This window comes from Fodinibius sp. (assembly GCF_041642155.1).
Lineage (GTDB): Bacteria > Bacteroidota > Rhodothermia > Balneolales > Balneolaceae > Fodinibius.
Window position 1 is genome coordinate 1 of record NZ_JBEPWZ010000014.1, and the last position, 22,525, is coordinate 22,525.

Genomic DNA, 22,525 nt, shown 5'->3' on the forward strand with positions numbered 1-22,525 from the left:
GCTCCTCGAGTTCCTCCAGGAACACCCTTTTTTCCCTCTCCACCGCCTTCATCCATTTACTGCGGACCTTCTCCACTTCGTTCCGGGCTTCCTGCATGAGTTCCAGCTTAAAGGATTCAGCTTCTTCCTTGGCCTCATCGAGCCAGGTGGATTGCTGTTTCTCCAGCTCGTCCAACTTTTTTTGGTACTCCTGTAACCTGTGCTCCGCTTCCTCGAGCTTACTGCGCGCCTCCTCCAGCCGGGATGAGATCTTTTCCTCCCGGTCTTTCATGACATTGAGCAGCGGACCGTACAGAAATTTCCGCAGGAGCCACAGCAGGATCAGGAAATTTATAATCTGGGCGGAAAATGTGAACCAGTCGATTTGCACGTTATCCTCCGGCTACGAAATCCCAGAAGGGATTGGCGAACATGATAATGAGGGCAACGACAAAACAGTATATGGCTGTCGACTCGATCATTGCCAGTCCCACAAACAGGGTGCGTGTTATGGTCGGACTTTCATCCGGCTGTTGTGCTATAGCCAGCAGGGCCTGCGCCAGCGCGCGCCCTTCTCCCAGGGCGGGTGCGATAGAGCCTACGGCTATCGTAAGGCCGGCCGTAATGATAGAGACCATTCCGATGATGCTTATACTTTCCATGATGTCAGGTTGTTTGATGGTTGGAGTAGTTATTATTGGATTCAGACTGATTCTTATGTTTACGAATCCGTCCGGCCGAGGCCACATAGACCAGTGCTAAAATGGCAAATACATACGCTTGTATGACCCCGATCAGCAGTCCAAAGGCCTGCATGACAACCGGGAAAAAGAGGGGCGTCAGACTAAGCAATATGGCTACGATGAGACTCCCGCTCATGATGTTGCCGAACAGCCGGATAGCCAGGGCGAGCGTACGCGAGAGCTCCCCGATAATATTGAACGGAAGCATCAGGGGCGTAGGCTCTATATAATAGCGTAAATAGTTTTTGAGTCCTGCCGTGGTAATACCAAACACAGGCACCGCCACAAAAACACACAGGGCCAAAGCCGCTGTGGTGGACAGAGAAGCGGTCGGGGCGTGAAAGCCCGGAATAACGCTGATCGTATTGGAAACCACAATAAACAGAAAGAGCGTACTGATGAATGGAAGATATTTCTCCGCTTTTTCGCCGGTAGCCTCCTCGATCTGATCTTCAATAAGGACCACCAGCGACTCCAGCAGGGCCTGTCCGCGCGACATGCCCGTCTTGGAAGTTAGATTGCGGGTAATCACCATCGATATCCCCACCATAAACAGCATCACCATCCACGAAAACAGAAGGGTGGCATTCAGCTTCAGGAAGCCCCATTCCCAGTAGATAATTTGATCGATGTCAATTTCCATGGTATCAGCCGTAGATTAATTGATCAGGAGATTTGCCTTTGCGCCGAATTACCAGGTGACGGGTAACAATAAAGGTAATCATGGCCAACACCAGGTATATCCAGTTGTAGAGCAGCAGCAGGTAGAAGCCCGCCAGTACCAAGGCTGTTCGCAATAGAAAACTAGCCGTCAAAAGCAGGTACGGTCGTCGCACGTCGCTTACTTTATTAATCGTGATCCAGAGTCCCCCAAAATAAATCAGCCCGAGTACGACCCCGCCCCCGGCCGCGGTCACATAAAAAAGTATTTGCAGATACGTCATATCATTCTCCTTTTGATTCTTTTTTGACCCAGTACCAGGCGTTCATACATCCAATAAAAATTCCTACAATCAGCATCATGAGCGTCCATGAATACGTACTCTTGTAGGTGCTGTCGATCCATATACCCAGCAACAGGAATAAGATGGTGGGTATCGACACCGACCAGCCCACCAAGCCGAACATTCCCAATCCATACCACAACCCTTTATCCCCCTCTTCACGAGAACGAATCTTGCGCGCTGATTTTTTGCGAACCGTATCGGCGAACGTATTCTTGTTCTCTGATTCTTCAGCCATACCTACCCTGTTTATCAGGTTTCCTCGAGTTCCAGAAAGTGCAGAAGGAGATCCGCTTCCATACTTTTTTGAGCAATACCTGCTGCCTTGTTCATTGCTTCGGTTTTCTCAAATCGTTCCCGAACGGCCTGTTCCAGTTTTGAAAGATCACGGCCCATTATTCCATTGAGAACCGAAACGAGTACCCGTTCACCGACCTTAACCAAAATTCCTTCGTCCACCGCTATGTAATACTCCTCACCGCCTGATTCGTACATCAGGATGCCGGTCTTCAGCGAGGACACAAAATCAACATGCCGCGGCTTGAGACAGAACGAACCGTTCGTTCCCTCCGCTATAATTTTGTTAGCTTCGCGGTCAATCAGCACGCGCTCCGGTTCCATCACCTTGAGTTGCATGTTTGTATATTCTGTCATTTGTCTACCTCATCAATCGTACCTATCATAAACAACTCTTTTTCAGGTACGTCGTCGAATTCGCCATCCAGAATACGCTCACAGCCTCTGATGGCCTCTTCAATGCTTACATTTTTTCCTCCTATACCCGTAAACTGTTCCGTAACATAAAACGGCTGCGTAAAAAAACGCTCCAGGCGCCGGGCGCGGCCCACCGTCTGCCGGTCTTCGGCCGATAGCTCCTCCATACCGAGCATGGAGATAATATCCTTTAGTTCTTCGTATTGGGCCAGCGTCTCCTTCACCTGCTGCGCCACCCGGTAATGACGGTCACCGACAATGTGGCGAGACAGCATTTTCGAGCCCGACTTCAGCAAATCAATCGCCGGGTACAGCCCCTGTCCCGCTCGCTCCCGCGAAAGTACAATAAATGAGGACAGGTGAGAGAAGGTATGAGTGACGGCCGGATCGGTAAAATCATCAGCGGGTACATACACCGCCTGTATCGATGTTATGGCGCCATTCTTTGTATTACAGATACGCTCCTGCAGGTCGGCCAGGTCGCTCCCCAGGGTGGGTTGATAACCGAGACGAGAATTAACCTTCCCCATCAGGGCGGATACTTCCGACCCGGCCTGGACAAAGCGAAAAATATTATCGATCAGCAGCAGTACATCGCGCCGACGTACATCCCGGAAGTATTCGGCAATGGTAAGCGCCGTTTGTCCCACGCGAAATCGAGCCCCCGGCGGTTCGTTCATCTGCCCGAACACCATCGTCGTGTTTTCGAGGACGCCCGCTTCCCGGATTTCCCGGTACAGTTCTTCTGCTTCCCGGCAACGCTCACCGATCCCACAAAAAAGACTGATGCCCTCGTGACGGGCCACCATGTTACGGATCATCTCCATAATGAGCACCGTTTTCCCCACCCCGGCGCCACCAAAAAGTCCCGCTTTCCCCCCTCGCTCAAGCGGGGAGAGCAAATCCATCGCCTTGATGCCGGTCGTCAATACCTCCTGGCCGGTTTCCTGTTCCGATAAGGAAACCTTCGGCTGGAAGATACTGCGCATCGTCTCCTGATCCACCGCTCCCCGCTGGTCTATCGGTTCCCCGAAAACATTAACAACACGTCCCAATAGGGCATCCCCCACCGGGACCGCCAGTGGAGATCCGGAATTTACAACCTCCGTTCCGCGGCTCAATCCCTGGGTGGAATTCAGCGCCAAAGCCCGCACCGTTCGATCATTGATATGGGTAGACACTTCGGCTATAACTGGTGGATCCGATTCAATAACAAGCCGGGTTTGCAGTTCAGGTAGATCATGTTCAAATACAACGTCAATAACACTGCCGCGTACCGAACGCACCCGGCCGGTGTAACGAGACGGTTCAGTGGTACTTGAATCGCTACTTCTATGATACTGATACTCTTTTGTTATGTTATCAGTGGACGTCATAGAGAAAACTCAAGTGGTGGGTTTTTGTTCGGCCTGACATACTTTTTTGATTACATTTACGACACTGTCCGGGTTCAGTGATATGGAGTCGATGCCGCACTCCACCAGAAAAGCCGCGTAATCGGTATCATCACTGGGAGCCTGTCCACAGAAACCGATCCTTATTCCCGCCTGGTGGCCGCGGCTTATTACCTCGCGGATCGCTTTTTTAACAGCCGGATCATTCTCATCAAACAGGTAAGCCAGATCCGCGGAGTCCCGATCCACCCCCAGGATAAGCTGCGTAAGGTCGTTGGATCCGATGGAAAAGCCGTCAAACAGTTCTGCATATTCTTCCGTCAGAATATAGTTGCTCGGAATTTCGCACATCATATAGATCTTCAGGTCATTTTCACCGCGGCGCAAACCGAAGGTCTCCATCTGCTCCAACACCTTTCGCGCCTCCGTCAGTGTCCGGCAAAAGGGAATCATAACGATTACATTATCAAGGCCGATTTCTGCCCGGACCTTCTTGAGGGCCCGGCACTCCAGGGCAAATCCATCCCGGTATCCATCGCTGTAATAGCGCGAGGCGCCCCGCCATCCCAGCATCGGGTTCTGTTCATCCGGTTCGAATTCGTTGCCGCCGATCAGATCGGCGTACTCATTCGTCTTGAAATCACTGGTACGAACGATGACTGGATCCGGGTGTTGTGAGGCGGCTATTTTGGCAATGCCGCTGGACAGCTTATCTACAAAATACTGCTCAAGGTCACTATATCCCTTGGTCAGTTTCCTGATTTTGGCAAATTCATCCTCATTATTCACGCGCCCGGGATGGGCCAGTGCCATCGGATGAATGCGAATATGCTGGCTGATAATAAATTCCATGCGAGCCAGTCCCACCCCCCGGACCGGAAGCCGCCACCATTTAAAGGCAGACTCAGGGGTGGCCAGATTTAACATGATATCCGTCCTGGGCTCGGGAAGGTTGTCCAGATCAACCTCATTGACGTCAAATTCAATCTTTCCCTCATAGATCTTTCCCTCCTCTCCCTCTCCGCTCGAAAGCGTTACCTCTTGTCCCTCTTCAAGCACTTTTGTGCCCTCACCGGTACCCACCACAGCCGATATACCCAGCTCGCGGCTGACAATGGCCGCGTGACACGTTCGTCCCCCGAAGTCTGTAATAATACCGGCTACGTTTTTCAGGAAGGGCACCCAGTCGGGTTCCGTCATTTCGGTCACCAGTATATGATCGGGCTGCAAATCGGTAAGATCGGTAATGTCATGCACATGCTTTATAATGCCGTGAACGATATTGTTTCCGATGCTTAATCCCCTGATCAGCACCAACGCTCCATCTTCGTGCAGGCTATAGGTTTTAAAACTTCCACCTACCTGCTGTGAGTGAACCGTCTCGGGACGGGCCTGCACGATATAAAGCTCATCGGTGGAGTCTTCTTTTACCCACTCGATATCCATCGGTTTCCCGTAATGCTTTTCAATATCGGCTGCCCAGCGGGCCAGCTGGAGTATCTCTTCATCCTCAAGCACGAACGACTGCCGCTCCTTAATTGAAGTAGGCAAATTTTTCGTTTTGTTTTCCCCGTCGTCGGAGGCATACACCATTTTAAGCTCTTTGCTACCTCTTATTTTTTCGATAATGGGACGCTTCTCCTCATCACTCAAGAATGGCTTGAAGACAAAAAACTGATCAGGGTTCACCGTACCCTGCACAATATTTTCCCCGAGTCCCCACGAACCGTTGATAAGCACCACATTGGGAAATCCCGACTCCGTATCCACCGTAAAGATGACCCCGGAACAAGCCCGGTCTGCTCTGATCATTTTCTGGATTCCGATGGAAAGTGCCACCTTCATGTGATCAAATCCCTTTTCCTCGCGATAAGAGATTGCACGATCGGTAAATAGGGAGGCAAAACACTTCTTACAGATTCCCACCAGTTCATCTCCCCCGCGGATGTTCAGATACGTTTCCTGTTGTCCCGCAAAGCTGGCATCGGGGAGGTCCTCAGCGGTTGCACTGCTTCGGACAGCCACATCTACGTCCCCGGTTTCGTATTGCTCGGATAACTCCGAATAGGCCGATCTTATTTTCTTTGCCAGTGGAATCGGGAAGACCCCCTTATTGATCATCTGCCGGATTGAACGGCCGGCCTCTTCCAGCGATATATCCCCCTTCTGAAACCTGCTTATCTCTTCCTCGACGGGGGCTTCCAGGCTGTTTTCTTCCATAAAAGCCCAATAGGCTCCCGCGGTGGTCGCAAAGCCGTTGGGAACTTGGACTCCCAGCGGTTCCAGGTGTTTGATCATTTCACCAAGAGAAGCATTTTTCCCCCCAACAAGGCCAACATCGTCTATTCCGACCTCTTCAAACCAAATTATATAGGGGGGTGATTGCATATTCATAACTTAATTGAAATAAATGAATGCACCGGTTGCATATTTTTTTAAAGCTTCAAGAAGTACTATGGGTTGTATCGTTCTGTATTTATCGTGCCACGTAACCACCGTCTACCAACAACGGGTGACCAGTAACAAAAGAAGCTTCATCGGAAGCCAGCCACACGATGGCATCGGCCACCTCACGCGGCTTGCCCAACCTCCCTGCCGGATGAAGTGAAATGATATGTTGTTTGGTTTCTTCATCGGTGGTAATACCCGCATCCTCCAGCATGGGTGTTTCTATAAAGCCCGGACATACAGCGTTAACACGTATACCTTGCGACGCATATTCAATTGCGGCGGTTTTGGTGAGCCCCAGCAATCCATGTTTGGAAGCGACATAGGCCGGCGCTTCCGTAAAGCCAACATGGCCAAGTATGGAGGAAATATTGACAATTGAGCCACTCCCGTTATCGAGCATAGCCTCAATTTCATATTTCATGCAGATAAATTGTCCCCTGAGGTTAATATTCAGCACTTTATCCCATCCTTCCGTACTGTATTCTCCGGTTGTTGCAGATTCCCCGCCAATACCGGCATTATTGCAGGCAAAATCCAGTCGCCCGAATTTTTGGACTGTTTTCTCAACCATATTGCGTATATCCTCCTCATTGGATATATCCGCTTTAACAGACAGAATTTCCACCTCTTCTTCATTTAACAGTTTTTCCGTTTCTGCCAGCTGTTTTTTATTGATATCAGCGATTACAACGTTAGCTCCCTTTTTTGCAAAAGCAATAGCTGTTTCCCTGCCAATACCGGTAGCTGCACCTGTAACTAAAGCAACTTTATTTTTCATGATAGACCGAATTATTAAATGCTTATGCTAATAATCTATATTTTTTGAGCTTTCTGAGAGGTCGATATCCCCAACAGCGCATACAAAGGACATACTCCGGCGATCCCCGTTATTAACGGAATCAGTCCCACGGCTCCCCACCAGCTTTGGTAATAGAATCCGAGAAAAAATATTACTATCGCAAGTATCAATCGTACGATAGTATCTGTTCTTCCTACATTGGTTTTCATGATAGCCTCTTTCATTAAATTTAATGGGCCGGCAACTGGCCTTTTGCCCCTATTGCCGGCCACTATTATTTCTGTGTTAGTTGGTTAGTCTATCTGCACGGTTTTTGGTTTTTGAACCTCAACTTTTGGAACGTTCACTTTTAAAACTCCCTCTTTGAATCGAGCTTTTATTTTGTCATCCTTGCCTGCTGAGGGCAGCGTAAATGAGCGGGTAAAACTTCCGTGATACCGCTCCTTGCGAAGAAAATCTTCCTTCTCTTCTTTTTCCTCGTGCTGACGCTCGCCACTGATGGTTAACCTGTTATCCTTGAAGCTGACTTCGACATCTTCTTTGGAGATGCCCGGCAGATCCACCGTTACGATATACTCTTCATCCGTTTCACTGACGTCCGTGTCCGGCGCCCACAGCTCCATCCGCATTCCGTCGCCACCCATTCTGGGCGAAAAAGGTACGATATCATCGAAAAAACGATCCATCTCCCGCCGGATAGATTCAATCGGGGAAAGGTCAGATTTCTTTTGTATTGCTTTCATAACTACTCCTTTTTTTTATATTGAAATTCAATAAGCAATTATTCGTAAAGTCCGACTCTGCTTATTTCTCAGTAACAAGTAAGGAATTACAGGGACACGGGTATGCAGTATGATCTTATCGAAATGTGTAGGAAAGCGGTAATTGTCATGATAGGGGATTCCCCTACATCCGATAAACGAAGGGTTACTCCCTGAATATTTTTATTTGTCAGCGGGTATTATTGCAAAATATGACAGGGCGCTTTTTTTCTCTCTTGGCCATTATTTCTTTTGTCGAGACCTTTGCAAAACCATTAAAAGTGTCATTCTGATCCTGCTAACGAATCTCCAAATAACGGTTGTGGCTTCTACAATGAGAATCTTCGAAAACTCCCGGGATGGCCGCCGGGCTTCGCAAAACTCCTTCCGGAGGACACTAAAAAAATGGGATGACGGTACTACTCCAGGTTTGTACCTTCTGTCTCCACCCATTTCACGGCATGCATCATGAGCTCCGTGGCATTTTCAAGGTTTAGTTTGGTTTTAATCCGGGCCCGGTACGACTCCACTGTTTTTACGGCGAGATGTAATTTTTCGGCAATTTCCCGGGTGTTATTCCCCTTGCCGGTAAGTTCAAAGACCTCCAGCTCGCGATCGCTTAAAAGATCGAGGGGTGATTTATTGAGATCTTTTTGACCGCTTGCCATGCCCAGCAGTAATTTTTCATTGATGGTATCACTAACGTAGATTCGGCCATTGAGTATCTTTCTCACCGCTTTAATCAAAACATCCCCGGCTTCCTGTTTCATAACGTATCCCTTGGCCCCGGCACGCAATACCCGTTCTGCGTATAAATTCTCCTCATGCCGCGATACGACTAGTATCTTGAGATCGGGATCCTGTGCGGCAAGATGCTTTACCAGTTCCAGGCCACTCATGCCGGGCAGAGAGATATCAATGACGGCCAGATCAGGAGCAAGTTCATCGTATTTTTCCACGACCTCTTCAGCACGCTCAATCTGTGCTATGACATCAAACCCAAGTTCCGAATCCAGCGTCATGGATAATCCTTTGCGCATCATCGGATGGTCGTCCACTACTATGATTTTTGTTTTAGAATTTTTACCCATAATTACAACAGATAATTAAATTTTATTTAACGTTTCGATATCGGCAGAAGGGATGCTGCAGATGACCCGGGTCCACCCTTCGGGGGTTTCAGTAATATTCAATTTGCCTCCTAAAATGTGGGACCGGTATTTCATCGTATTAATGCCCATGCCTGCATGTTTTTCCTTTTCTGTGGCCGAAAAACCTTTCCCATTATCTTCGACCACGAGCTGTAATCTCTTTTTATTTTCATTGGCTTCCAGGCGAACGAATACTTTTGTAGCCTGTCCATGTTTCACCGCATTATTAATGGCTTCCTGTGCAATGCGGTACAGATGCAGTGCAACCGTCAGCTTCTCAATTTCAATATCGTTAGGACATTCAAATACACACGGTATCTCAGTAAGTTCTTCATTCCGCTCGCAGAGCCGACTCAGGGCGGCCTGCAGTCCTTCATTTTCCAGATCAATATGCGCCAGTCCATGCGCCAGTTCACGGGCATGTTCATCCGCTTCTCTTATCATCTTTGAAATCTCCAGCACTTCGTCTGCCGCCGGCAGTCCGTTGGCTTCCAGCTTGCGGGCCAGATTCCTGCTGATCAGGCTAATGCCCGAAAGCATTTGTCCCAATCCGTCATGTAGTTCATGTCCGATACGGCGCCGCTCACCTTCTGCTATCTTGAGGATTTCATTTTCCAGCTTTCGCTGGCTACTGATGTCCTTTATTAATACGGTAAAAATTATTTCATCTCCAAACTGAACCTCGCTTACCGCCAGTTCAATGGGAAATACGCTCCCGTCCTTTCGTTTGCCTCTTACTTGTCTGCCAATACCAATAATTTTTCGTTCGCCCGTCTCCAGATAATTTTCCAGGTACTGATCATGCTCCTCCTGGTAGGGCGACGGCATAAGCTTGCTTACATTTTTGCCGACTACTTCCCCGGAACGATAGCCAAACATTTCCTCGGCCGCCTGGTTAAAATTCTGAATGATTCCTTCCCTGTCAATCGTAATGATCCCTTCTGTAGCCGCCTCCAGAATCGCTTCTGTCCTCGCCTGGCTTTTGGTCAGCTCAAATTCCGCTTTTTTCTGTAAGCTGATGTCACTGGCAGTGCCCAGGATAACCGGCTCACCCCGGCTATTCTCAATGATCGTCCTCTTTACATCCAGCCAGATACGGGAACCGTCTTTATGGCGACCCTCTACTTCCAGTGAAAGGTCCTCTCCTTTTTTTAAAAAACTAAGTTCATCGATAAAATTGTCCGATTCCCGTCCCGAATAAAGCCGCCATACCGGCTTGCCTACAATCTCCCCGGCTTTATACCCAAACACTTTTTCACCTCCCCCGTTCCAGTACAGGATCGTCCCCTCGAGATCCAGCAGCATCACCAGCCGGGGTAGATTATCCATCATCGTTCGAAGGTCCCTTTCTCCGACTGAGTTGTTTAAATAATATTCTTTTAAATGGCTCATAATAAATTTTTCATGTGGATACGCAGAAACCATGCACGTTGAAACTTATTGTCCTTCCACCTTCCACTTATTTAAAAGTTTAAAAATTTTTATCTATAGCAAATTCCCCTACATGCTGTTGTCAGCTCTCCCTACTTTCCAGTCAGTCGTTTCCCCCTTTTTTAAATCCACAGAATATTTTAAATATATAACGTATTATGTACAGATGACCAGATTGACTACAAATATACCAGAAATTATATAATTAAAAATATTCGATATGAAAGATCAAGAACAGGATATCATAGATCTTTACGATTTAATGCTTGAGCAACTGCGTGATCTGTACGACGGGGAGCGCCAGCAGCTTGATTATCTTCGTAAAGCCGAGGAGCAAACGAACTCATTTGAGCTGGATGAAATCATACAAATGCACCGCAGGGAAACCAAAAATCAGCTGGAACGAATTGAAGAAGTGTTTGACATACTCAACGAGGAACCATCCGGTGAATCATGCGATGGAATAAAAGGGATCATTGAGGAAGCATTGAAGCTGAATGACCGCTGCAAAAATCCGGAAGTACGGGACGCTGCTCTGGTTACCGCCATCCAGCATATCAATCATTATGAAATTGCCGGGTATGGCACCGCCATTGCCTATGCCAAAGCTCATGAGCAACACGACATTGCCGAACGTTTGCTCGATACACTGAGAGAAGAAAAAAGAGCCGACATGGGATTAAGCGACCTCGCCCAGGATCGAATCAATCCGGACGCAAAATGGACGGCTATTGTTCAAAAATCGGAAAAAGAATCGGCTTCATAACTTTAGAACTGTTTATTAACTTGCTGTTGCACGACAATACGACATAGACAGAACGAATACTATTTATATCCGATTTTTGTAAATGAAAAATTTCTTGACGGCAAACAAGTTTAAGGCCTTGTTGACGGTGATCTGTGCCGTTACCTTGCTCATTGGTGCTGTAGGCGAATGGACGGGATGGCTGCAGGAGCAAACCTCTACTGTTTTTTATATTCTTGCCTATCTCAGCGGCGGATACGCAGGAACGGTTGAAAGTATCCGGGCTCTGGCGAAATTCAAAATCAATGTGGATGTGCTAATGATCCTGGCGGCCCTTGGAGCTGCCAGTATTGGTGAGTGGATGGAAGGAGCTATCTTGCTTTTTCTATTTTCATTGAGCAATACCCTTCAGGACTATGCCCTGGGTAAAAGCCGGCGTGAAATAAAATCACTGATGAAACTCCGGCCTGATGAAGCGCTGGTTCGCAATCGTGACGGCTCGGAAGAAAAACGTCCGGTTGAAGATCTTTCAAAGGGCGATATTGTTATTGTCAGGCCCGGGGAACGCATTCCCATTGATGGCGAAATAACGGACGGATCTACATCGGTGAACCAGGCGGCAATTACCGGAGAAAGTGTGCCCGTAAAAAAAGGACCACAAGATGAGGTATTTGCCGCCAGCCTTAATGAAAACGGTGTTATTTCTGTACGTGTTACCAAGCTGGCTGAAGAAACAACACTGGCTAAAATCATTAAAATGGTTGAACAGGCCCAAGGAAGTAAAGCCACCACCCAGCGATTTTTAGATGATTTTGAACCCTGGTATGCAGGGGGAGTGATCTTAGCAGTTATACTGCTGATCATACTTCCATGGTTCTTTTCAAGCCAGCCTTTCGACGATATATTTTACCAGGCCATGACGGTACTGGTGGTAGCTTCTCCCTGTGCGTTGGTGATCAGCACGCCGGCCTCTGTACTTTCGGCTATCGCCAATGCAGCAAAAAATGGTATTCTATTCAAAGGCGGTGCCTATCTGGAACAGGCAGCCTCAATTGATATCATCGCTTTTGACAAAACGGGAACGCTGACGAAAGGCAACCTGGCAGTGACGGATATTATTCCTTACACAAATGGTAGTGCCGGTTCTATTTCGGAATCCGAGCTGCTTTCAATGGCAGCTTCCGCTGAAGAACATTCTGAGCATCATCTGGCAGCCGCTATTCTAGAAAAGGCGGATGAACTAAATATAGAATATGACTCTGCAAGCCAGGTACAGTCTGAGGCCGGGAAAGGCATCAGGGCACGATTGGAAAATAATACCATACAAGTGGGCAATCAAAAACTCTTTGATACCAGCGGCGAATACTGGAAAAATGGTATACAGGATGAAGCTGATAGACTGAAATTACAAGCTAAAACGGTAATTTACGTCGTTATCGATGGTAAGCCAGCCGGCTTGATTGCTGTGGCCGATGAAATTCGAGAACAGGCGCCCGCGGCGATTAAGAAATTAAAAGCCCTCCAAATCAACCGCCTGCTGATGCTGACCGGGGATACGACTGGTGTCGCTCGTTCTATCGCTGGTAAGATTGATTTAGATGAGTTTCATGCAGAGCTGCTGCCCGACGAAAAGGTTGAATTTATCAAACAGCTGGTCAAAGAAGGTCCTACGGCCATGGTGGGTGACGGTGTCAACGACGCCCCCGCACTGGCAGCCAGTCACATGGGCATTGCCATGGGTACGGCAGGTACCGATGTGGCTTTGGATACAGCCGATGTAGTATTGATGGGGGACGACCTTAACAAACTACCCTACCTGATTCAGCTTGCACGCAAATCCCGGAAAATTGTCTGGCAAAACATCATCTTTAGCCTGGCAGTCATTGCCGTACTGGTAGCCTCGGTATTTCTGTTTGCCTTGCCCCTGCCTATCGGTGTTGTGGGTCATGAAGGAAGCACCCTGCTGGTAGTTCTAAACGGATTGCGTTTGCTCAGAACATAGTTGGAATTGGATAGCAAAGGCAAACACCATTTATAGCGAGCATTATGAGATCTTCAACCTGTTAAACGGCCACTATTGTATACTTTAATGTCAAATCTCAATTTAAATTCTGTCTCTACTAATAATTCTCTCCTGTCAACTCAACCATTTTAATTTTTTCTGTACGGACATATGGTTTTGACCTTAATATCTATTAGCTTGGTTTTTCTCCTGGACAGGTAAAAATAGCTACGCAACAAATCAATGGATCTACAGCTGGACATCATTTGGAACATCCTGTCGGCTCTGGGAATCGGGTTACTCATAGGTATCGAACGGGGCTGGTCGGGCCGCGAAGAGGATGAAGGGGATCGTGTAGCGGGTATTCGCACCTTTAGCCTGGTGGGGCTGTTGGGAGGAGTATGGGGTGAATTAAGTCGTTTTGCGGGCGACTGGATGTTAGCCGTCATTTTCCTCTCTCTCACCGCGCTGGTCATTACTTCTTATATTATAGATACCAGGGAAGATAAGGATCTGGGCATCACTACGGAAATAGCCTTGCTGCTCACCTTTTCCCTCGGGGCCTGGGCGGCATTGGGATATCAGTTGCATGCATTGGCCATGACGGTTATCGTCATCACGCTGCTCAGCCTGAAACCGGTACTCCACAGGTGGCTGAAAGCAATTGAAGTCAAAGAGATTTATGCGGGGATCAAGCTGTTGGTTATCTCGGTTATTCTTTTGCCTCTGCTGCCGAATGAAGGTTTTGGGCCCTGGCAGAGCCTGAACCCCTACTGGATATGGTGGATGGTGGTGCTTATCTCCGGTCTCTCCTTTATAGGGTACATTCTTATCAAATATTTGGGCAGAAGGCATGGTACCTTGTTGACAGCAGTTACCGGCGGACTGGCGTCCTCCACGGCCGTAACGCTTAGCCTTGCCCAGCTCGCACAACAACAAAAACAGATTCCCAGTTATCTTTTTATGGCGGGAGTGCTCGTCGCTTCATCCATCATGTTTGTTCGAGTTGCCATCGAGGTATTGATTGTAAATCCCGGCCTATTGTATCCTCTGTGGATACCACTGACTGTCATGCTGGGTTCAACGGGCATTGCTGCCATATGGCTTTGGAAGAAATCACGAAATCCGACCGGTGAGCAGCCGGACATTACCCTTAAAAACCCGCTTCAGTTTTTCACCGCCCTCCAGTTCGGTTTATTACTGGCTGTTATTTTAGTGCTTGCCACCGCCATGGAACACTGGTACGGGGACGAGGGCATCTATCTGCTGGCATTGCTCTCCGGGCTTATGGATGTGGATGCCATCACGCTCTCCCTTTCCCGGATGGCCCTGCGTGAAATCAGTTCAGATGTTGCGGTTTCCGGTATTGTCATGTCCGTTATCTCCAATACCTTGGTCAAAGCCGGACTCTTTGCATTCTGGACAGGTTTCAACAAGAGTAAAATCCTGATATGGATTATCCTCCTGATCTCAGCAGCCGGAGTCCTGAGCATACTACCGTTTCTGTAAAATAATTGTACTATTTTTCTGCCTCGTAGACCGGCCTTCGATTAGGTAGAGTATTTATTTCCCCTCCATGATACAGGTCCCAAGCCAGGAGTCAAACAAAACCAAAATTTATCTCCTCAAGATCTATGTTACATCAATAAACCAAGTATCTTTACGGGATATACGGCCTAAAAGAAATCAAAGTCTTCGTAATGAATATCATCCTCCGGCACATTCAATTGTGTAAACTCTCTTAACAATTTTTCCCTCATCTGCCGTGGACCACAGATATATATAACTTTCTGTGCCGGATCGGCAATATCACGAGCATCCAAAAAACCTTCCCTGTCGGCACACACCAGATGAATCTTAAAACCCGAAAACTGTTTTTCGAATTCCTTGAATTCAGTTAGGTAGACGGCCTCTTCTTCACTATTTACGCAGTAGTATAACTCTGCCTTTATAACCAGGTCCCCCTCTCTTAGATTTCTTATCCAGCTCAGGAAGGGAGCAATGCCCACACCGCCGGCTATCCACACCTGCCTTCTCGATTCCTCCCCCCTGTAATCGAAACGACCATATGGCCCTTCGAGCAGTGCTATGGCACCGGTTTCTAAATTATTATAAAGATTGCGCGTGTAATCCCCGAGAGCCTTTACCATTATTCTAACCTCCCGCCCGGGAGCACTGCACACTGTAAACGGGTGCGCCTCTCGGGTAATATCGGATGCGATAAAGCTAAAAAAATAAAACTGCCCGGGAGTAAACGTTATAGCTTTTTCTGCATGCAGTTCTATTTCCATAACCTGGTCTCCCAACCGTATAACATCGGCAACCTTAAGCCGGGGTTTAGACAGCACATGTTCCAGCAGGAATGATTTATAGACCCATGCTGCTAATGCAGCAACAGATAAAATGAGGAGGTACATATACAACAATGTGCTGGCGGCGGCCAGGTCTTCCAGAAAAAACAAATGAATAGCCCCAAATATAAATACAACCCCCATAAATTTGTGTGTTAACTTCCACTTGTCGTAGGGAAGCTTAATCACCAGGGTCAGCATCATCAAAATAATCAAGCCCCACAAAGACCAGCTGCCGAAATCTACTGCAAGTCGACGGTGCACCGGAAAGAAATACCAGAATACTTTTGCGATATCCTGCGGTATCCACCTGGTTGCAAGTAGAATTGGATGCAGGAGCAGCAGGACAAAGGCAACATTAGCCATCCGGTGATGGATATGGTACATTTTATCCAATCCGCCGAAATAGGATTCAAGCCATTTTAACCGTGCGGACAGTATAAAGGTAACGGCAAAAAGAGCAAAGCCGACGAGAGCAGCCAGCTGGCTTGAATAGATGAAAAAACTCTTCGCGCTGTGCCTGACCGTTGTTTCCGGGTAGGCCGTTAGCCAGAGCGGTATAACCAGCACGGGAAGCAGCCAGGATACCCAGGGTCCGATTGTTCTCTTCTTGTGTTCATTCTCCGGCAACGGTGATAATGAATTGGGTTCCATAGCTATACTTCACATTAAGTATTACATTGTAACTTATCCCGGCTTTTCGAGCTAAAATTATCAGCATCCCTACGGCACAAGGACCGGCATATCGCTATAATGCCAATGCACTGGATCTGCGAAAGGAGCCAAGTGACTGCCCGATGAGAAATTGATTGGTTTCCCAGGCAGGGATACGAAACAGTGGCATGGGGAGCAGTTCCGGATAGCCGGCAAACCGCATAAGCTGAAAAGAAATAACAAATTTTTCCGCTTACCAGTTAACCCCTACAGTAATTAGATACCATATCATTACATCATTTTTCTTCAATAGTATGTTTTTTAAGAACAAATAACTATAATAATCTAATAATCCATCATACATCATGCCTGACATCAATAACATTTTATTCCCGACTGATTTTTCCGAAAATACATCCAATGCGCTTACGTTTGCCCTTGAAATAGCCCGTGCCAGCGGTGCTAAAGTACATCTCATGCATTCCATCGAGGAACCTTATAATTTTGCCATGATGGATGAAGCACCTATAACAACAGAAATTAAAAGGAGTCTCAGCCAGACTGTAAAAAAACTGTTAGGTAACCTGGAGGATGAAATCCGGAAAGACAACAAATACGGTGAGCTGGACATTGAAACGAGCATACAAACCGGACGGGCTGTATACACCATTCTCGAAGAAGCGGAGAACCGAAATGCTGACCTGATAGTCGTCGGTGCCAAAGGACGGACAGGATTGAATAAAATTCTTTTCGGCAGCACCACGGCAGAAGTTATACGTCGCGCCGAAGTACCGGTTTTGTCGGTGCCACAACAGGCATCATACAATGGATTTAAACAGATTACCTTCGCCACTGACTATCAGGATGGAGATCTCGAAGCGCTGCAATTCGTGGTCGAACTGGCGAAGCTGTTCCATTCAAGAATCAATATATTTCATTCCTCGGTTAAAAATAGTCTCAAAACCGAAATCATGCTGAGGGGATTCAAGGATCTTGTAACCGACAAAATATCTTATAATAACATTGAGTTTGAAACGGCTCCATCCACACGATTCTTTGAAGCAGTAACGCATAAAATTGAGCGGCATAGCATCTCATTGCTTGTAATGGTACATTATGAGGAATCATTCCCGCCCCTTCCCAAACGGCTATCACAAGAGATGAGTTATTATTCAGAGGCTCCCCTGCTGGTGCTGCCGGGTCAAGTAACTGACAAATAATAAAAAATGACTATATTAACGCGTTGTGCGGTTGGATTCCAAACAGGACTTCAGTGTCCATCAAACCTGTACCTGTTGGTTTGGCAGGGACGCTGACAGGAGTTACCTCCCTGTTACCCCTGTCAGGTCACTTAACCGCACACGCGTTATATTGTTTACAAGTCAAAAACTCGCATTGCATACGTTATCCCTCTTCCACTACAAAAGTAACTTTTGCATTAATGCGATATTTGTCGACCTGGTTGTTTGATACGATTCCCTGAATATTCTCACAATTAATACTTTTGATATTGTGAACCGTCTTACTTGCCTGGGATACAGCATTTTCAACCGCTTCTTCCATTGTACTACCTTCGGCAATGACTTCAATTACTTTTGCTAATGACATAATGGTCTCCGTTTTATTGTTAATTAAAATCGGCAATATTTAAATGTATTGCCTGTCTGTTTGTAAATAATATTCAAAATATTATTTATTTCTTCATCTCTTTTCGCAAAGATGAAAATCCATTCTTGAGATCTTTCCACAATTTTTCAGCATCCTTTCTGATATTCTGGTAGGTCGTTTCCCCGACTCCTTCAAGCTGATCCATTTTTTGGTCTAATTTACTCCTTTTGGTTTTTAAATTATTTAATCGATCAGCCAAATCCTGTTTTAATTCGGAAAGCCGTTTTTTATTTTTCTCTTCGAATTCTTCCAGCTCGCGATCCCACTTTTTTAGCCGTGCTGACAGTTTATCGATGTATTTCTCGCGTTTTGTTGAGGATACTTTATTATTCATGACAGGTAACTATTCTTTGTTTGAGTGTTAGTAGTACTATTACTGGCAATTATGTTATAAGCACATTTATTATTTCCAAACGATAACATTTTATTCCCTCATCCACCGGTTCCAATACGGTTCCCCTTTCTCATTTCGAAGGACAAGAACTTCATTTCCTCTTGAAACTGATGCGGCAACCATAAATTCTTCCCCTTTCCCTTCTATTAGTGAACCTCTTGCTATAACCATATCTCCGGGCTTAAAATGTTTACGTTGATGAAGAAGGAACCATTCAGGGCCCAAGTGAACATGTATTATGCCTTTTCTATTCGTATCTACAACAAGAACAACACCCCGGGTCTGCTCAAACTTACCACTGTCCGTAACAACCTCTGCAACGCGACCCTCTACTTCTTCGATGGCATTCGAATCGAATTTACGGTGGTATTTTTTATAGCGCATGATCCCTTTGGAAATCGAATAAACAATCCCGCCTATGGTCAGCAGGGCAAGACCTCCGCCCCATAATTGCAGATTTCTTATTACTTCTTTCGTATTCAAATCCATAATTAATCATCTCTTTTTATATTAAATCACCGTGCGGTCAGCAATAAATTCAGACAACGGCAAACCCCAGGATGGTATCTTTCCGCCTGTTGTGTAATACATGGATTTAAACCCCATTTTGAGCATATGAGGCGTGTATCCCATTTTCAGGATACTTGTATCTCCACCCCACCATTCATCGGTATGCATGTAAAAACCCTTGTGATTTCCCATGTCTCCCATGCATATAAGCATAAACTCCATCGGATCTATTTCCCCCTCGGGATGGTAGTTGCCCGCCTCCTGACCGATCACACGGGCTAACACTTCCGCTTCCATATGTCCCAGTGATCCAAGCTTCGGGACTGTAATGGAAGCCGCATCCCCAACTGCAAAAACCTCCGGGTAATCGGGATTGCGCATATACCTGTCGGTAACTATAAACCCCTGATCGTCCGAGATTGGTAATTCTTTCAGGAAAGCGTGGGCTTCCCAGTTCGGAAAAATAATTTTCAGCTCGGCTTCAACGCTGCTGCCGTCCTTGAATTCAATGCCATCTTTATGAATTCTGCTGATTCCCCTGGTGTCGGCCTTATACCCGTACCCCATCTCTTCCATCATGGGCAGCAGCTCATCGAGAATCTTTTCTCCTGCATCTTCGGCAATGACTTCCGCGGGGGTGAACAGCGTAATATTTTCAGCTCCGCCCAGTTCCCGCCTCTCAAGCCAGTCGGCCATCGAAAAGGCCACTTCTACCGGCGGGCCTTCGCAAGCAGCCTCTGCCACCGGCAATCCTTCGGGAAGTTTATCACTTTTACCTTGTATAAAACGGTCAGAACCAATGGCAACCGGCCCCCCTTTATATCCTCCCTCGTGAAGATACCTCCGAATTTCATCCCCGTAAAAGGTATCCGTAAACGTATGACCATGCTCTGCAAAACCTTCGATCCTGTCAAAAGCCAGGTAATTCCCGAGGGCAATAACCAGATAGTCATAAGATATATTTTCACTCGCAGAACCGGCCCGCTCAGCCGGGATATAAGCAATCTCTTTTTGTTCGACATCGATATTCCGGATGTCGCCCTGGATAAACCGGATGTTATCCCGGTCGAGAAATTTCATGAAGGGAAGGTGGAGTTCCGTGGCGGGATTATTATTGTTCCATACCTCTATGGGGATATTGGGTATAAACGATAAATAAGGTTTTCGATCGATACAGGTGATTTCTACCTCCTCACCTGCAAACTCGCGGATATAACGAGCGGTAGTTAGTCCGGCGAAGTTACATCCCAATACGAGAATATGCGGTTGTGCAGCCATGGTATTGCTAATTGAATTAATGTTTGGTTCATAATACAAGTTCAGTGTCTCTCGTACTTAGACGAGTAACCTGATAGTTATGTAATTAATAGCTATCTCAATTATGTAGGGAATATTCTTACATACGATCTGATATTGAATATCCCTTAAGGTTTAAAACCGCCTGATCATAAATTGATTCTTTATCGGGCTTTTTTTTTCATGATGCCTGTTACTTTAGCTGAAGGTTTCATCTTACTATCCATTTGATGTCAGACTGCAGAATGTTATATCTAAATGAACCCAGTTAGTATAGTTTAACCTGCCATCCTCCACCAAACGCGACATCCGCAGAAGATTCAGACAAGCCGAAAGAAGTGCTGATATTCAGGCTGGTACGCGCACCCACTTGATAGCCTATCCCCAGCGTGGCCGACATGGGAGGGGTAACTCCATCAATAATCTCTGTCATCCCGTTAAAAGATCCGAGCACCAACCAGTGTCCACCGGAAAAGGATTTACCGATTCCCGCTCCGTAGGTCAGCGAAGATTTCAGTTCCAGGTCGGGCATGTCTCCAAAATGCCAGTACATGAAATTGGCCGTTGTAAACCATGTGTCAAAACGCCTGGATACGGAACTGCCGATGCTCGCATCCCAGGCGCCGGTTCCAAATCCATTTGCAGGATCGGCCAAAGGGAATTTGATCGATGTAGTGAAGTACAAAGCCGTTGCCCCGGATTCAGATCCCAGGACCTGATACTGCAAAGAGAGCGATGGATCACTGAAGCCGGACTGTGTATAGGAAGCTGTATCCGCCAGATCAACAGGCTTTCTGCGACCTCCCATACCCTGACCCGTTCTCCGTCCGTAATGCTGGCCCACCGACTCGTGCTGGGGTCCCCCGGTGGGTATCCCGCCATAGCGGCTGTATGAGATCCACGGGGAACTTTGTACAACGAAGGGGACGTCGACGGACATTCCGTATCGCCCATTCCTTATCCCCAGGCCATTGGTCAGATAAAAACTCCGGGTATTTTCTTCAAAAAAGTAGGAGCCGGTCGCCATCTGCATACTGCCGTTATAACGCAACGATTGACCCCAAACCTGACCGGTTCCCGTTAATCCACCTACCATAACAAGACCCAGAAACAGACTCCATCTTTTGTAATTCATCATGTCAAAACAATCGTTCTCCCGTGATTGGGATATTTAATTTTGATCCGGTTGATGCTCCCGCAATCTTTTGGTCATTCGCTCCATCGTTTGGACCGTTTCTTCCAGCTGACCGGTCATATCCTGCATATGCTGCCGGACCTGATCCATATCCTTTCTCATCTCGCCATCCTGCATCATTTGACGATCCTGAAGCATAAGGTTACAGCGCTCGGCCGCATTTTTCATATTGCCAAGCATCAGTCCAAGCTGCTCGCCCATACGGTGCATCATCCGGTACTGGTTCTGCATCTGTTCGTTTTGTGTTTTCTCCATCATGCGAGACATCTCCTGGTTCATCATATGAACACGTTCATTCATCTGGTTCATACGCTGATTCATATCCCGCATCTCATTCATCTGCTGCTGCATCATTTTCTGCTGAGCATGTTGCTGGGCCAAAGCTGTGTTTCCCAGTATCGCTACTCCGACAATCAGGCCAAGAAATCCATTTAGTATTTTCATAGTACGTTACACCGATTCTATTTTATTGAGATTAAGAATGCACAATAGAATTTCGGTTTTTGCCGGTACTCATAATGTGATTTTAATTACCCGACCTTTTGTAGTTCAACTGCACGTTTGCCTGTAGGGGAAACCACGACAGGCTGATCCATGCAGTATTTTCCCTCACAGATTCAAACAAACAATACCTACTTCAAAATATCTTTTATAGAACTAATCTAAAGGTGAATAAATTATCATGCCTTTGCCCTAACGTACGTTCACTTACAACAGAGGAATCCCTACTCATTTAACGAACAGAATCCCAAATGAAAAATATTGATACCCATTTTAAACAGGAACGGAGCCGGATATACGATCGTCAAAGACACGATGCCTATCGAACAACCAAAAAGCATCCTGACCCCACTATTTGTCCGGTCTGCGGCTCGCTTTACACCGGCGGGAGGTGGACCTGGGATGATCTTCCGGAACCGGATGAAGCGTCGCGTGTGACCTGTCCGGCCTGCCGGCGAACCAGGGATAACTATCCTGCGGGACTTATCGAACTGCAGGGGACTTTTTTCGATACCCGTCGAACCGAAATCATGAATATGATCCACCATATCAAGGATGTGGAACTCACCGAACATCCCCTGGAGCGATTTGTAAATATCAGCGAAAAGAAAGATAAGACCATCATTACCACTACCGGTATCCACCTGGCCCGAAGGATCGGGGATTCCCTGGTCAGGGCCTATGGAGGAGATCTGAACTACAACTACGACGATGACGATCTCATCCGGGTATTCTGGCAGTGTAATCTGTGAGTAAGTTCATTAATTAAAAATCCCACATGA

24 protein-coding genes and 1 pseudogene are annotated in these 22,525 nt (G+C 46.9%); 5 read left to right on the top strand and 20 right to left on the bottom strand.

What is annotated here, in order from left to right; translation table 11 throughout:
* The 13 genes and pseudogenes from ACESLU_RS02020 to ACESLU_RS02080 form a co-directional block, all read right to left on the bottom strand.
* Positions 1 to 370: pseudogene (locus ACESLU_RS02020) on the bottom strand (hypothetical protein); the annotation flags it as partial.
* A gap of 1 nt (position 371) precedes the next feature.
* Positions 372 to 641, bottom strand: coding sequence for a F0F1 ATP synthase subunit C (locus ACESLU_RS02025; RefSeq protein WP_372634404.1), 270 nt, complete (start codon positions 639 to 641; stop codon positions 372 to 374).
* A gap of 4 nt (positions 642 to 645) precedes the next feature.
* Complete coding sequence (locus tag ACESLU_RS02030; protein WP_372634407.1) at positions 646 to 1,365, bottom strand: F0F1 ATP synthase subunit A; 720 nt, start codon at positions 1,363 to 1,365, stop codon at positions 646 to 648.
* A gap of 4 nt (positions 1,366 to 1,369) precedes the next feature.
* Positions 1,370 to 1,666 (bottom strand): ATP synthase subunit I, encoded by a 297-nt coding sequence (locus ACESLU_RS02035; protein WP_372634409.1) that lies wholly within the window; start codon positions 1,664 to 1,666, stop codon positions 1,370 to 1,372.
* Between the two features lies 1 nt (position 1,667).
* A complete protein-coding gene (locus tag ACESLU_RS02040; RefSeq protein WP_372634412.1) occupies positions 1,668 to 1,964 on the bottom strand; it encodes an AtpZ/AtpI family protein in 297 nt (98 codons plus the stop codon).
* A 14-nt stretch (positions 1,965 to 1,978) separates the two neighbouring features.
* Complete coding sequence (locus ACESLU_RS02045; protein ID WP_372634415.1) at positions 1,979 to 2,380, bottom strand: F0F1 ATP synthase subunit epsilon; 402 nt, start codon at positions 2,378 to 2,380, stop codon at positions 1,979 to 1,981.
* Entirely contained in the window at positions 2,377 to 3,816 is a 1,440-nt protein-coding gene (gene atpD, locus ACESLU_RS02050; protein WP_372634418.1) for a F0F1 ATP synthase subunit beta, read from the bottom strand. Before atpD ends, ACESLU_RS02045 begins: the two co-directional genes overlap by 4 nt.
* A 9-nt stretch (positions 3,817 to 3,825) precedes the next feature.
* Positions 3,826 to 6,228 (bottom strand): phosphoenolpyruvate synthase, encoded by a 2,403-nt coding sequence (gene ppsA, locus ACESLU_RS02055; protein ID WP_372634421.1) that lies wholly within the window; start codon positions 6,226 to 6,228, stop codon positions 3,826 to 3,828.
* A gap of 82 nt (positions 6,229 to 6,310) precedes the next feature.
* A complete protein-coding gene (locus tag ACESLU_RS02060) occupies positions 6,311 to 7,063 on the bottom strand; it encodes an SDR family NAD(P)-dependent oxidoreductase (RefSeq protein ID WP_372634423.1) in 753 nt (250 codons plus the stop codon).
* A gap of 35 nt (positions 7,064 to 7,098) precedes the next feature.
* Positions 7,099 to 7,308: a DUF2892 domain-containing protein gene (locus tag ACESLU_RS02065; protein WP_372634426.1), complete on the bottom strand. Its 210-nt coding sequence runs from the start codon at positions 7,306 to 7,308 to the stop codon at positions 7,099 to 7,101.
* Between the two features lie 69 nt (positions 7,309 to 7,377).
* Entirely contained in the window at positions 7,378 to 7,827 is a 450-nt protein-coding gene (locus ACESLU_RS02070) for an Hsp20/alpha crystallin family protein (protein WP_372634428.1), read from the bottom strand.
* Between the two features lie 437 nt (positions 7,828 to 8,264).
* Complete coding sequence (locus tag ACESLU_RS02075) at positions 8,265 to 8,936, bottom strand: response regulator (RefSeq protein ID WP_372634430.1); 672 nt, start codon at positions 8,934 to 8,936, stop codon at positions 8,265 to 8,267.
* Between the two features lie 15 nt (positions 8,937 to 8,951).
* A complete protein-coding gene (locus tag ACESLU_RS02080; RefSeq protein WP_372634433.1) occupies positions 8,952 to 10,388 on the bottom strand; it encodes a PAS domain S-box protein in 1,437 nt (478 codons plus the stop codon).
* A 259-nt stretch (positions 10,389 to 10,647) separates the two neighbouring features.
* On the opposite strand from ACESLU_RS02080, the gene ACESLU_RS02085 reads away from it, so the two are divergent.
* The 3 genes from ACESLU_RS02085 (at position 10,648) to ACESLU_RS02095 (ending at position 14,683) form a co-directional block, all read left to right on the top strand.
* Positions 10,648 to 11,193 carry a ferritin-like domain-containing protein gene (locus ACESLU_RS02085; protein ID WP_372634436.1) on the top strand — a complete coding sequence of 182 codons (546 nt, stop codon included), beginning with the start codon at positions 10,648 to 10,650 and terminating at the stop codon, positions 11,191 to 11,193.
* Between the two features lie 82 nt (positions 11,194 to 11,275).
* Positions 11,276 to 13,174 (top strand): heavy metal translocating P-type ATPase, encoded by a 1,899-nt coding sequence (locus tag ACESLU_RS02090; RefSeq protein ID WP_372634439.1) that lies wholly within the window; start codon positions 11,276 to 11,278, stop codon positions 13,172 to 13,174.
* Positions 13,175 to 13,417: 243 nt separating this feature from the next.
* A complete protein-coding gene (locus ACESLU_RS02095) occupies positions 13,418 to 14,683 on the top strand; it encodes an MgtC/SapB family protein (protein WP_372634442.1) in 1,266 nt (421 codons plus the stop codon).
* A 167-nt stretch (positions 14,684 to 14,850) separates the two neighbouring features.
* Here ACESLU_RS02095 and ACESLU_RS02100 read toward each other — a convergent pair whose 3' ends face one another.
* Positions 14,851 to 16,179 carry a ferric reductase-like transmembrane domain-containing protein gene (locus tag ACESLU_RS02100; RefSeq protein ID WP_372634445.1) on the bottom strand — a complete coding sequence of 443 codons (1,329 nt, stop codon included), beginning with the start codon at positions 16,177 to 16,179 and terminating at the stop codon, positions 14,851 to 14,853.
* A 365-nt stretch (positions 16,180 to 16,544) separates the two neighbouring features.
* On the opposite strand from ACESLU_RS02100, the gene ACESLU_RS02105 reads away from it, so the two are divergent.
* Positions 16,545 to 17,399 carry a universal stress protein gene (locus tag ACESLU_RS02105; RefSeq protein ID WP_372634448.1) on the top strand — a complete coding sequence of 285 codons (855 nt, stop codon included), beginning with the start codon at positions 16,545 to 16,547 and terminating at the stop codon, positions 17,397 to 17,399.
* A gap of 184 nt (positions 17,400 to 17,583) precedes the next feature.
* Here the strand turns inward: ACESLU_RS02105 and ACESLU_RS02110 are convergent, their stop codons facing one another.
* From ACESLU_RS02110 to ACESLU_RS02135, 6 genes are all read right to left on the bottom strand, one after another.
* Positions 17,584 to 17,787 (bottom strand): dodecin family protein, encoded by a 204-nt coding sequence (locus ACESLU_RS02110; protein ID WP_372634451.1) that lies wholly within the window; start codon positions 17,785 to 17,787, stop codon positions 17,584 to 17,586.
* 85 nt (positions 17,788 to 17,872) lie between these two features.
* The gene (locus ACESLU_RS02115) at positions 17,873 to 18,181 is read right to left on the bottom strand and encodes a hypothetical protein (protein ID WP_372634454.1); all 309 of its coding nucleotides are present in this window, start codon (positions 18,179 to 18,181) and stop codon (positions 17,873 to 17,875) included.
* A gap of 90 nt (positions 18,182 to 18,271) precedes the next feature.
* Positions 18,272 to 18,730: a hypothetical protein gene (locus ACESLU_RS02120; RefSeq protein ID WP_372634458.1), complete on the bottom strand. Its 459-nt coding sequence runs from the start codon at positions 18,728 to 18,730 to the stop codon at positions 18,272 to 18,274.
* A 21-nt stretch (positions 18,731 to 18,751) separates the two neighbouring features.
* Positions 18,752 to 20,029 carry an NAD(P)/FAD-dependent oxidoreductase gene (locus ACESLU_RS02125; protein ID WP_372634461.1) on the bottom strand — a complete coding sequence of 426 codons (1,278 nt, stop codon included), beginning with the start codon at positions 20,027 to 20,029 and terminating at the stop codon, positions 18,752 to 18,754.
* 286 nt (positions 20,030 to 20,315) lie between these two features.
* Complete coding sequence (locus tag ACESLU_RS02130) at positions 20,316 to 21,185, bottom strand: hypothetical protein (RefSeq protein WP_372634464.1); 870 nt, start codon at positions 21,183 to 21,185, stop codon at positions 20,316 to 20,318.
* Between the two features lie 33 nt (positions 21,186 to 21,218).
* A complete protein-coding gene (locus ACESLU_RS02135) occupies positions 21,219 to 21,686 on the bottom strand; it encodes a hypothetical protein (protein ID WP_372634466.1) in 468 nt (155 codons plus the stop codon).
* A gap of 308 nt (positions 21,687 to 21,994) precedes the next feature.
* Here ACESLU_RS02135 and ACESLU_RS02140 point away from each other — a divergent pair, with 308 nt between their 5' ends.
* On the top strand, positions 21,995 to 22,495 hold the full coding sequence (locus ACESLU_RS02140; RefSeq protein WP_372634469.1) for a BCAM0308 family protein: 501 nt from the start codon (positions 21,995 to 21,997) through the stop codon (positions 22,493 to 22,495).
* Positions 22,496 to 22,525 lie beyond the last annotated feature (30 nt).

What these genes read in the sequence shown, in the direction of transcription:
- ACESLU_RS02025 (WP_372634404.1), bottom strand. Translation starts at nt 641, where the DNA reads ATGGAAAGTATAAGCATCATCGGAATGGTCTCTATCATTACGGCCGGC.
- ACESLU_RS02030 (WP_372634407.1), bottom strand. Translation starts at nt 1,365, where the DNA reads ATGGAAATTGACATCGATCAAATTATCTACTGGGAATGGGGCTTCCTG.
- ACESLU_RS02035 (WP_372634409.1), bottom strand. Translation starts at nt 1,666, where the DNA reads ATGACGTATCTGCAAATACTTTTTTATGTGACCGCGGCCGGGGGCGGG.
- ACESLU_RS02040 (WP_372634412.1), bottom strand. Translation starts at nt 1,964, where the DNA reads ATGGCTGAAGAATCAGAGAACAAGAATACGTTCGCCGATACGGTTCGC.
- ACESLU_RS02045 (WP_372634415.1), bottom strand. Translation starts at nt 2,380, where the DNA reads ATGACAGAATATACAAACATGCAACTCAAGGTGATGGAACCGGAGCGC.
- atpD (WP_372634418.1), bottom strand. Translation starts at nt 3,816, where the DNA reads ATGACGTCCACTGATAACATAACAAAAGAGTATCAGTATCATAGAAGT.
- ppsA (WP_372634421.1), bottom strand. Translation starts at nt 6,228, where the DNA reads ATGAATATGCAATCACCCCCCTATATAATTTGGTTTGAAGAGGTCGGA.
- ACESLU_RS02060 (WP_372634423.1), bottom strand. Translation starts at nt 7,063, where the DNA reads ATGAAAAATAAAGTTGCTTTAGTTACAGGTGCAGCTACCGGTATTGGC.
- ACESLU_RS02065 (WP_372634426.1), bottom strand. Translation starts at nt 7,308, where the DNA reads ATGAAAGAGGCTATCATGAAAACCAATGTAGGAAGAACAGATACTATC.
- ACESLU_RS02070 (WP_372634428.1), bottom strand. Translation starts at nt 7,827, where the DNA reads ATGAAAGCAATACAAAAGAAATCTGACCTTTCCCCGATTGAATCTATC.
- ACESLU_RS02075 (WP_372634430.1), bottom strand. Translation starts at nt 8,936, where the DNA reads ATGGGTAAAAATTCTAAAACAAAAATCATAGTAGTGGACGACCATCCG.
- ACESLU_RS02080 (WP_372634433.1), bottom strand. Translation starts at nt 10,388, where the DNA reads ATGAGCCATTTAAAAGAATATTATTTAAACAACTCAGTCGGAGAAAGG.
- ACESLU_RS02085 (WP_372634436.1), top strand. Translation starts at nt 10,648, where the DNA reads ATGAAAGATCAAGAACAGGATATCATAGATCTTTACGATTTAATGCTT.
- ACESLU_RS02090 (WP_372634439.1), top strand. Translation starts at nt 11,276, where the DNA reads ATGAAAAATTTCTTGACGGCAAACAAGTTTAAGGCCTTGTTGACGGTG.
- ACESLU_RS02095 (WP_372634442.1), top strand. Translation starts at nt 13,418, where the DNA reads ATGGATCTACAGCTGGACATCATTTGGAACATCCTGTCGGCTCTGGGA.
- ACESLU_RS02100 (WP_372634445.1), bottom strand. Translation starts at nt 16,179, where the DNA reads ATGGAACCCAATTCATTATCACCGTTGCCGGAGAATGAACACAAGAAG.
- ACESLU_RS02105 (WP_372634448.1), top strand. Translation starts at nt 16,545, where the DNA reads ATGCCTGACATCAATAACATTTTATTCCCGACTGATTTTTCCGAAAAT.
- ACESLU_RS02110 (WP_372634451.1), bottom strand. Translation starts at nt 17,787, where the DNA reads ATGTCATTAGCAAAAGTAATTGAAGTCATTGCCGAAGGTAGTACAATG.
- ACESLU_RS02115 (WP_372634454.1), bottom strand. Translation starts at nt 18,181, where the DNA reads ATGAATAATAAAGTATCCTCAACAAAACGCGAGAAATACATCGATAAA.
- ACESLU_RS02120 (WP_372634458.1), bottom strand. Translation starts at nt 18,730, where the DNA reads ATGGATTTGAATACGAAAGAAGTAATAAGAAATCTGCAATTATGGGGC.
- ACESLU_RS02125 (WP_372634461.1), bottom strand. Translation starts at nt 20,029, where the DNA reads ATGGCTGCACAACCGCATATTCTCGTATTGGGATGTAACTTCGCCGGA.
- ACESLU_RS02130 (WP_372634464.1), bottom strand. Translation starts at nt 21,185, where the DNA reads ATGATGAATTACAAAAGATGGAGTCTGTTTCTGGGTCTTGTTATGGTA.
- ACESLU_RS02135 (WP_372634466.1), bottom strand. Translation starts at nt 21,686, where the DNA reads ATGAAAATACTAAATGGATTTCTTGGCCTGATTGTCGGAGTAGCGATA.
- ACESLU_RS02140 (WP_372634469.1), top strand. Translation starts at nt 21,995, where the DNA reads ATGAAAAATATTGATACCCATTTTAAACAGGAACGGAGCCGGATATAC.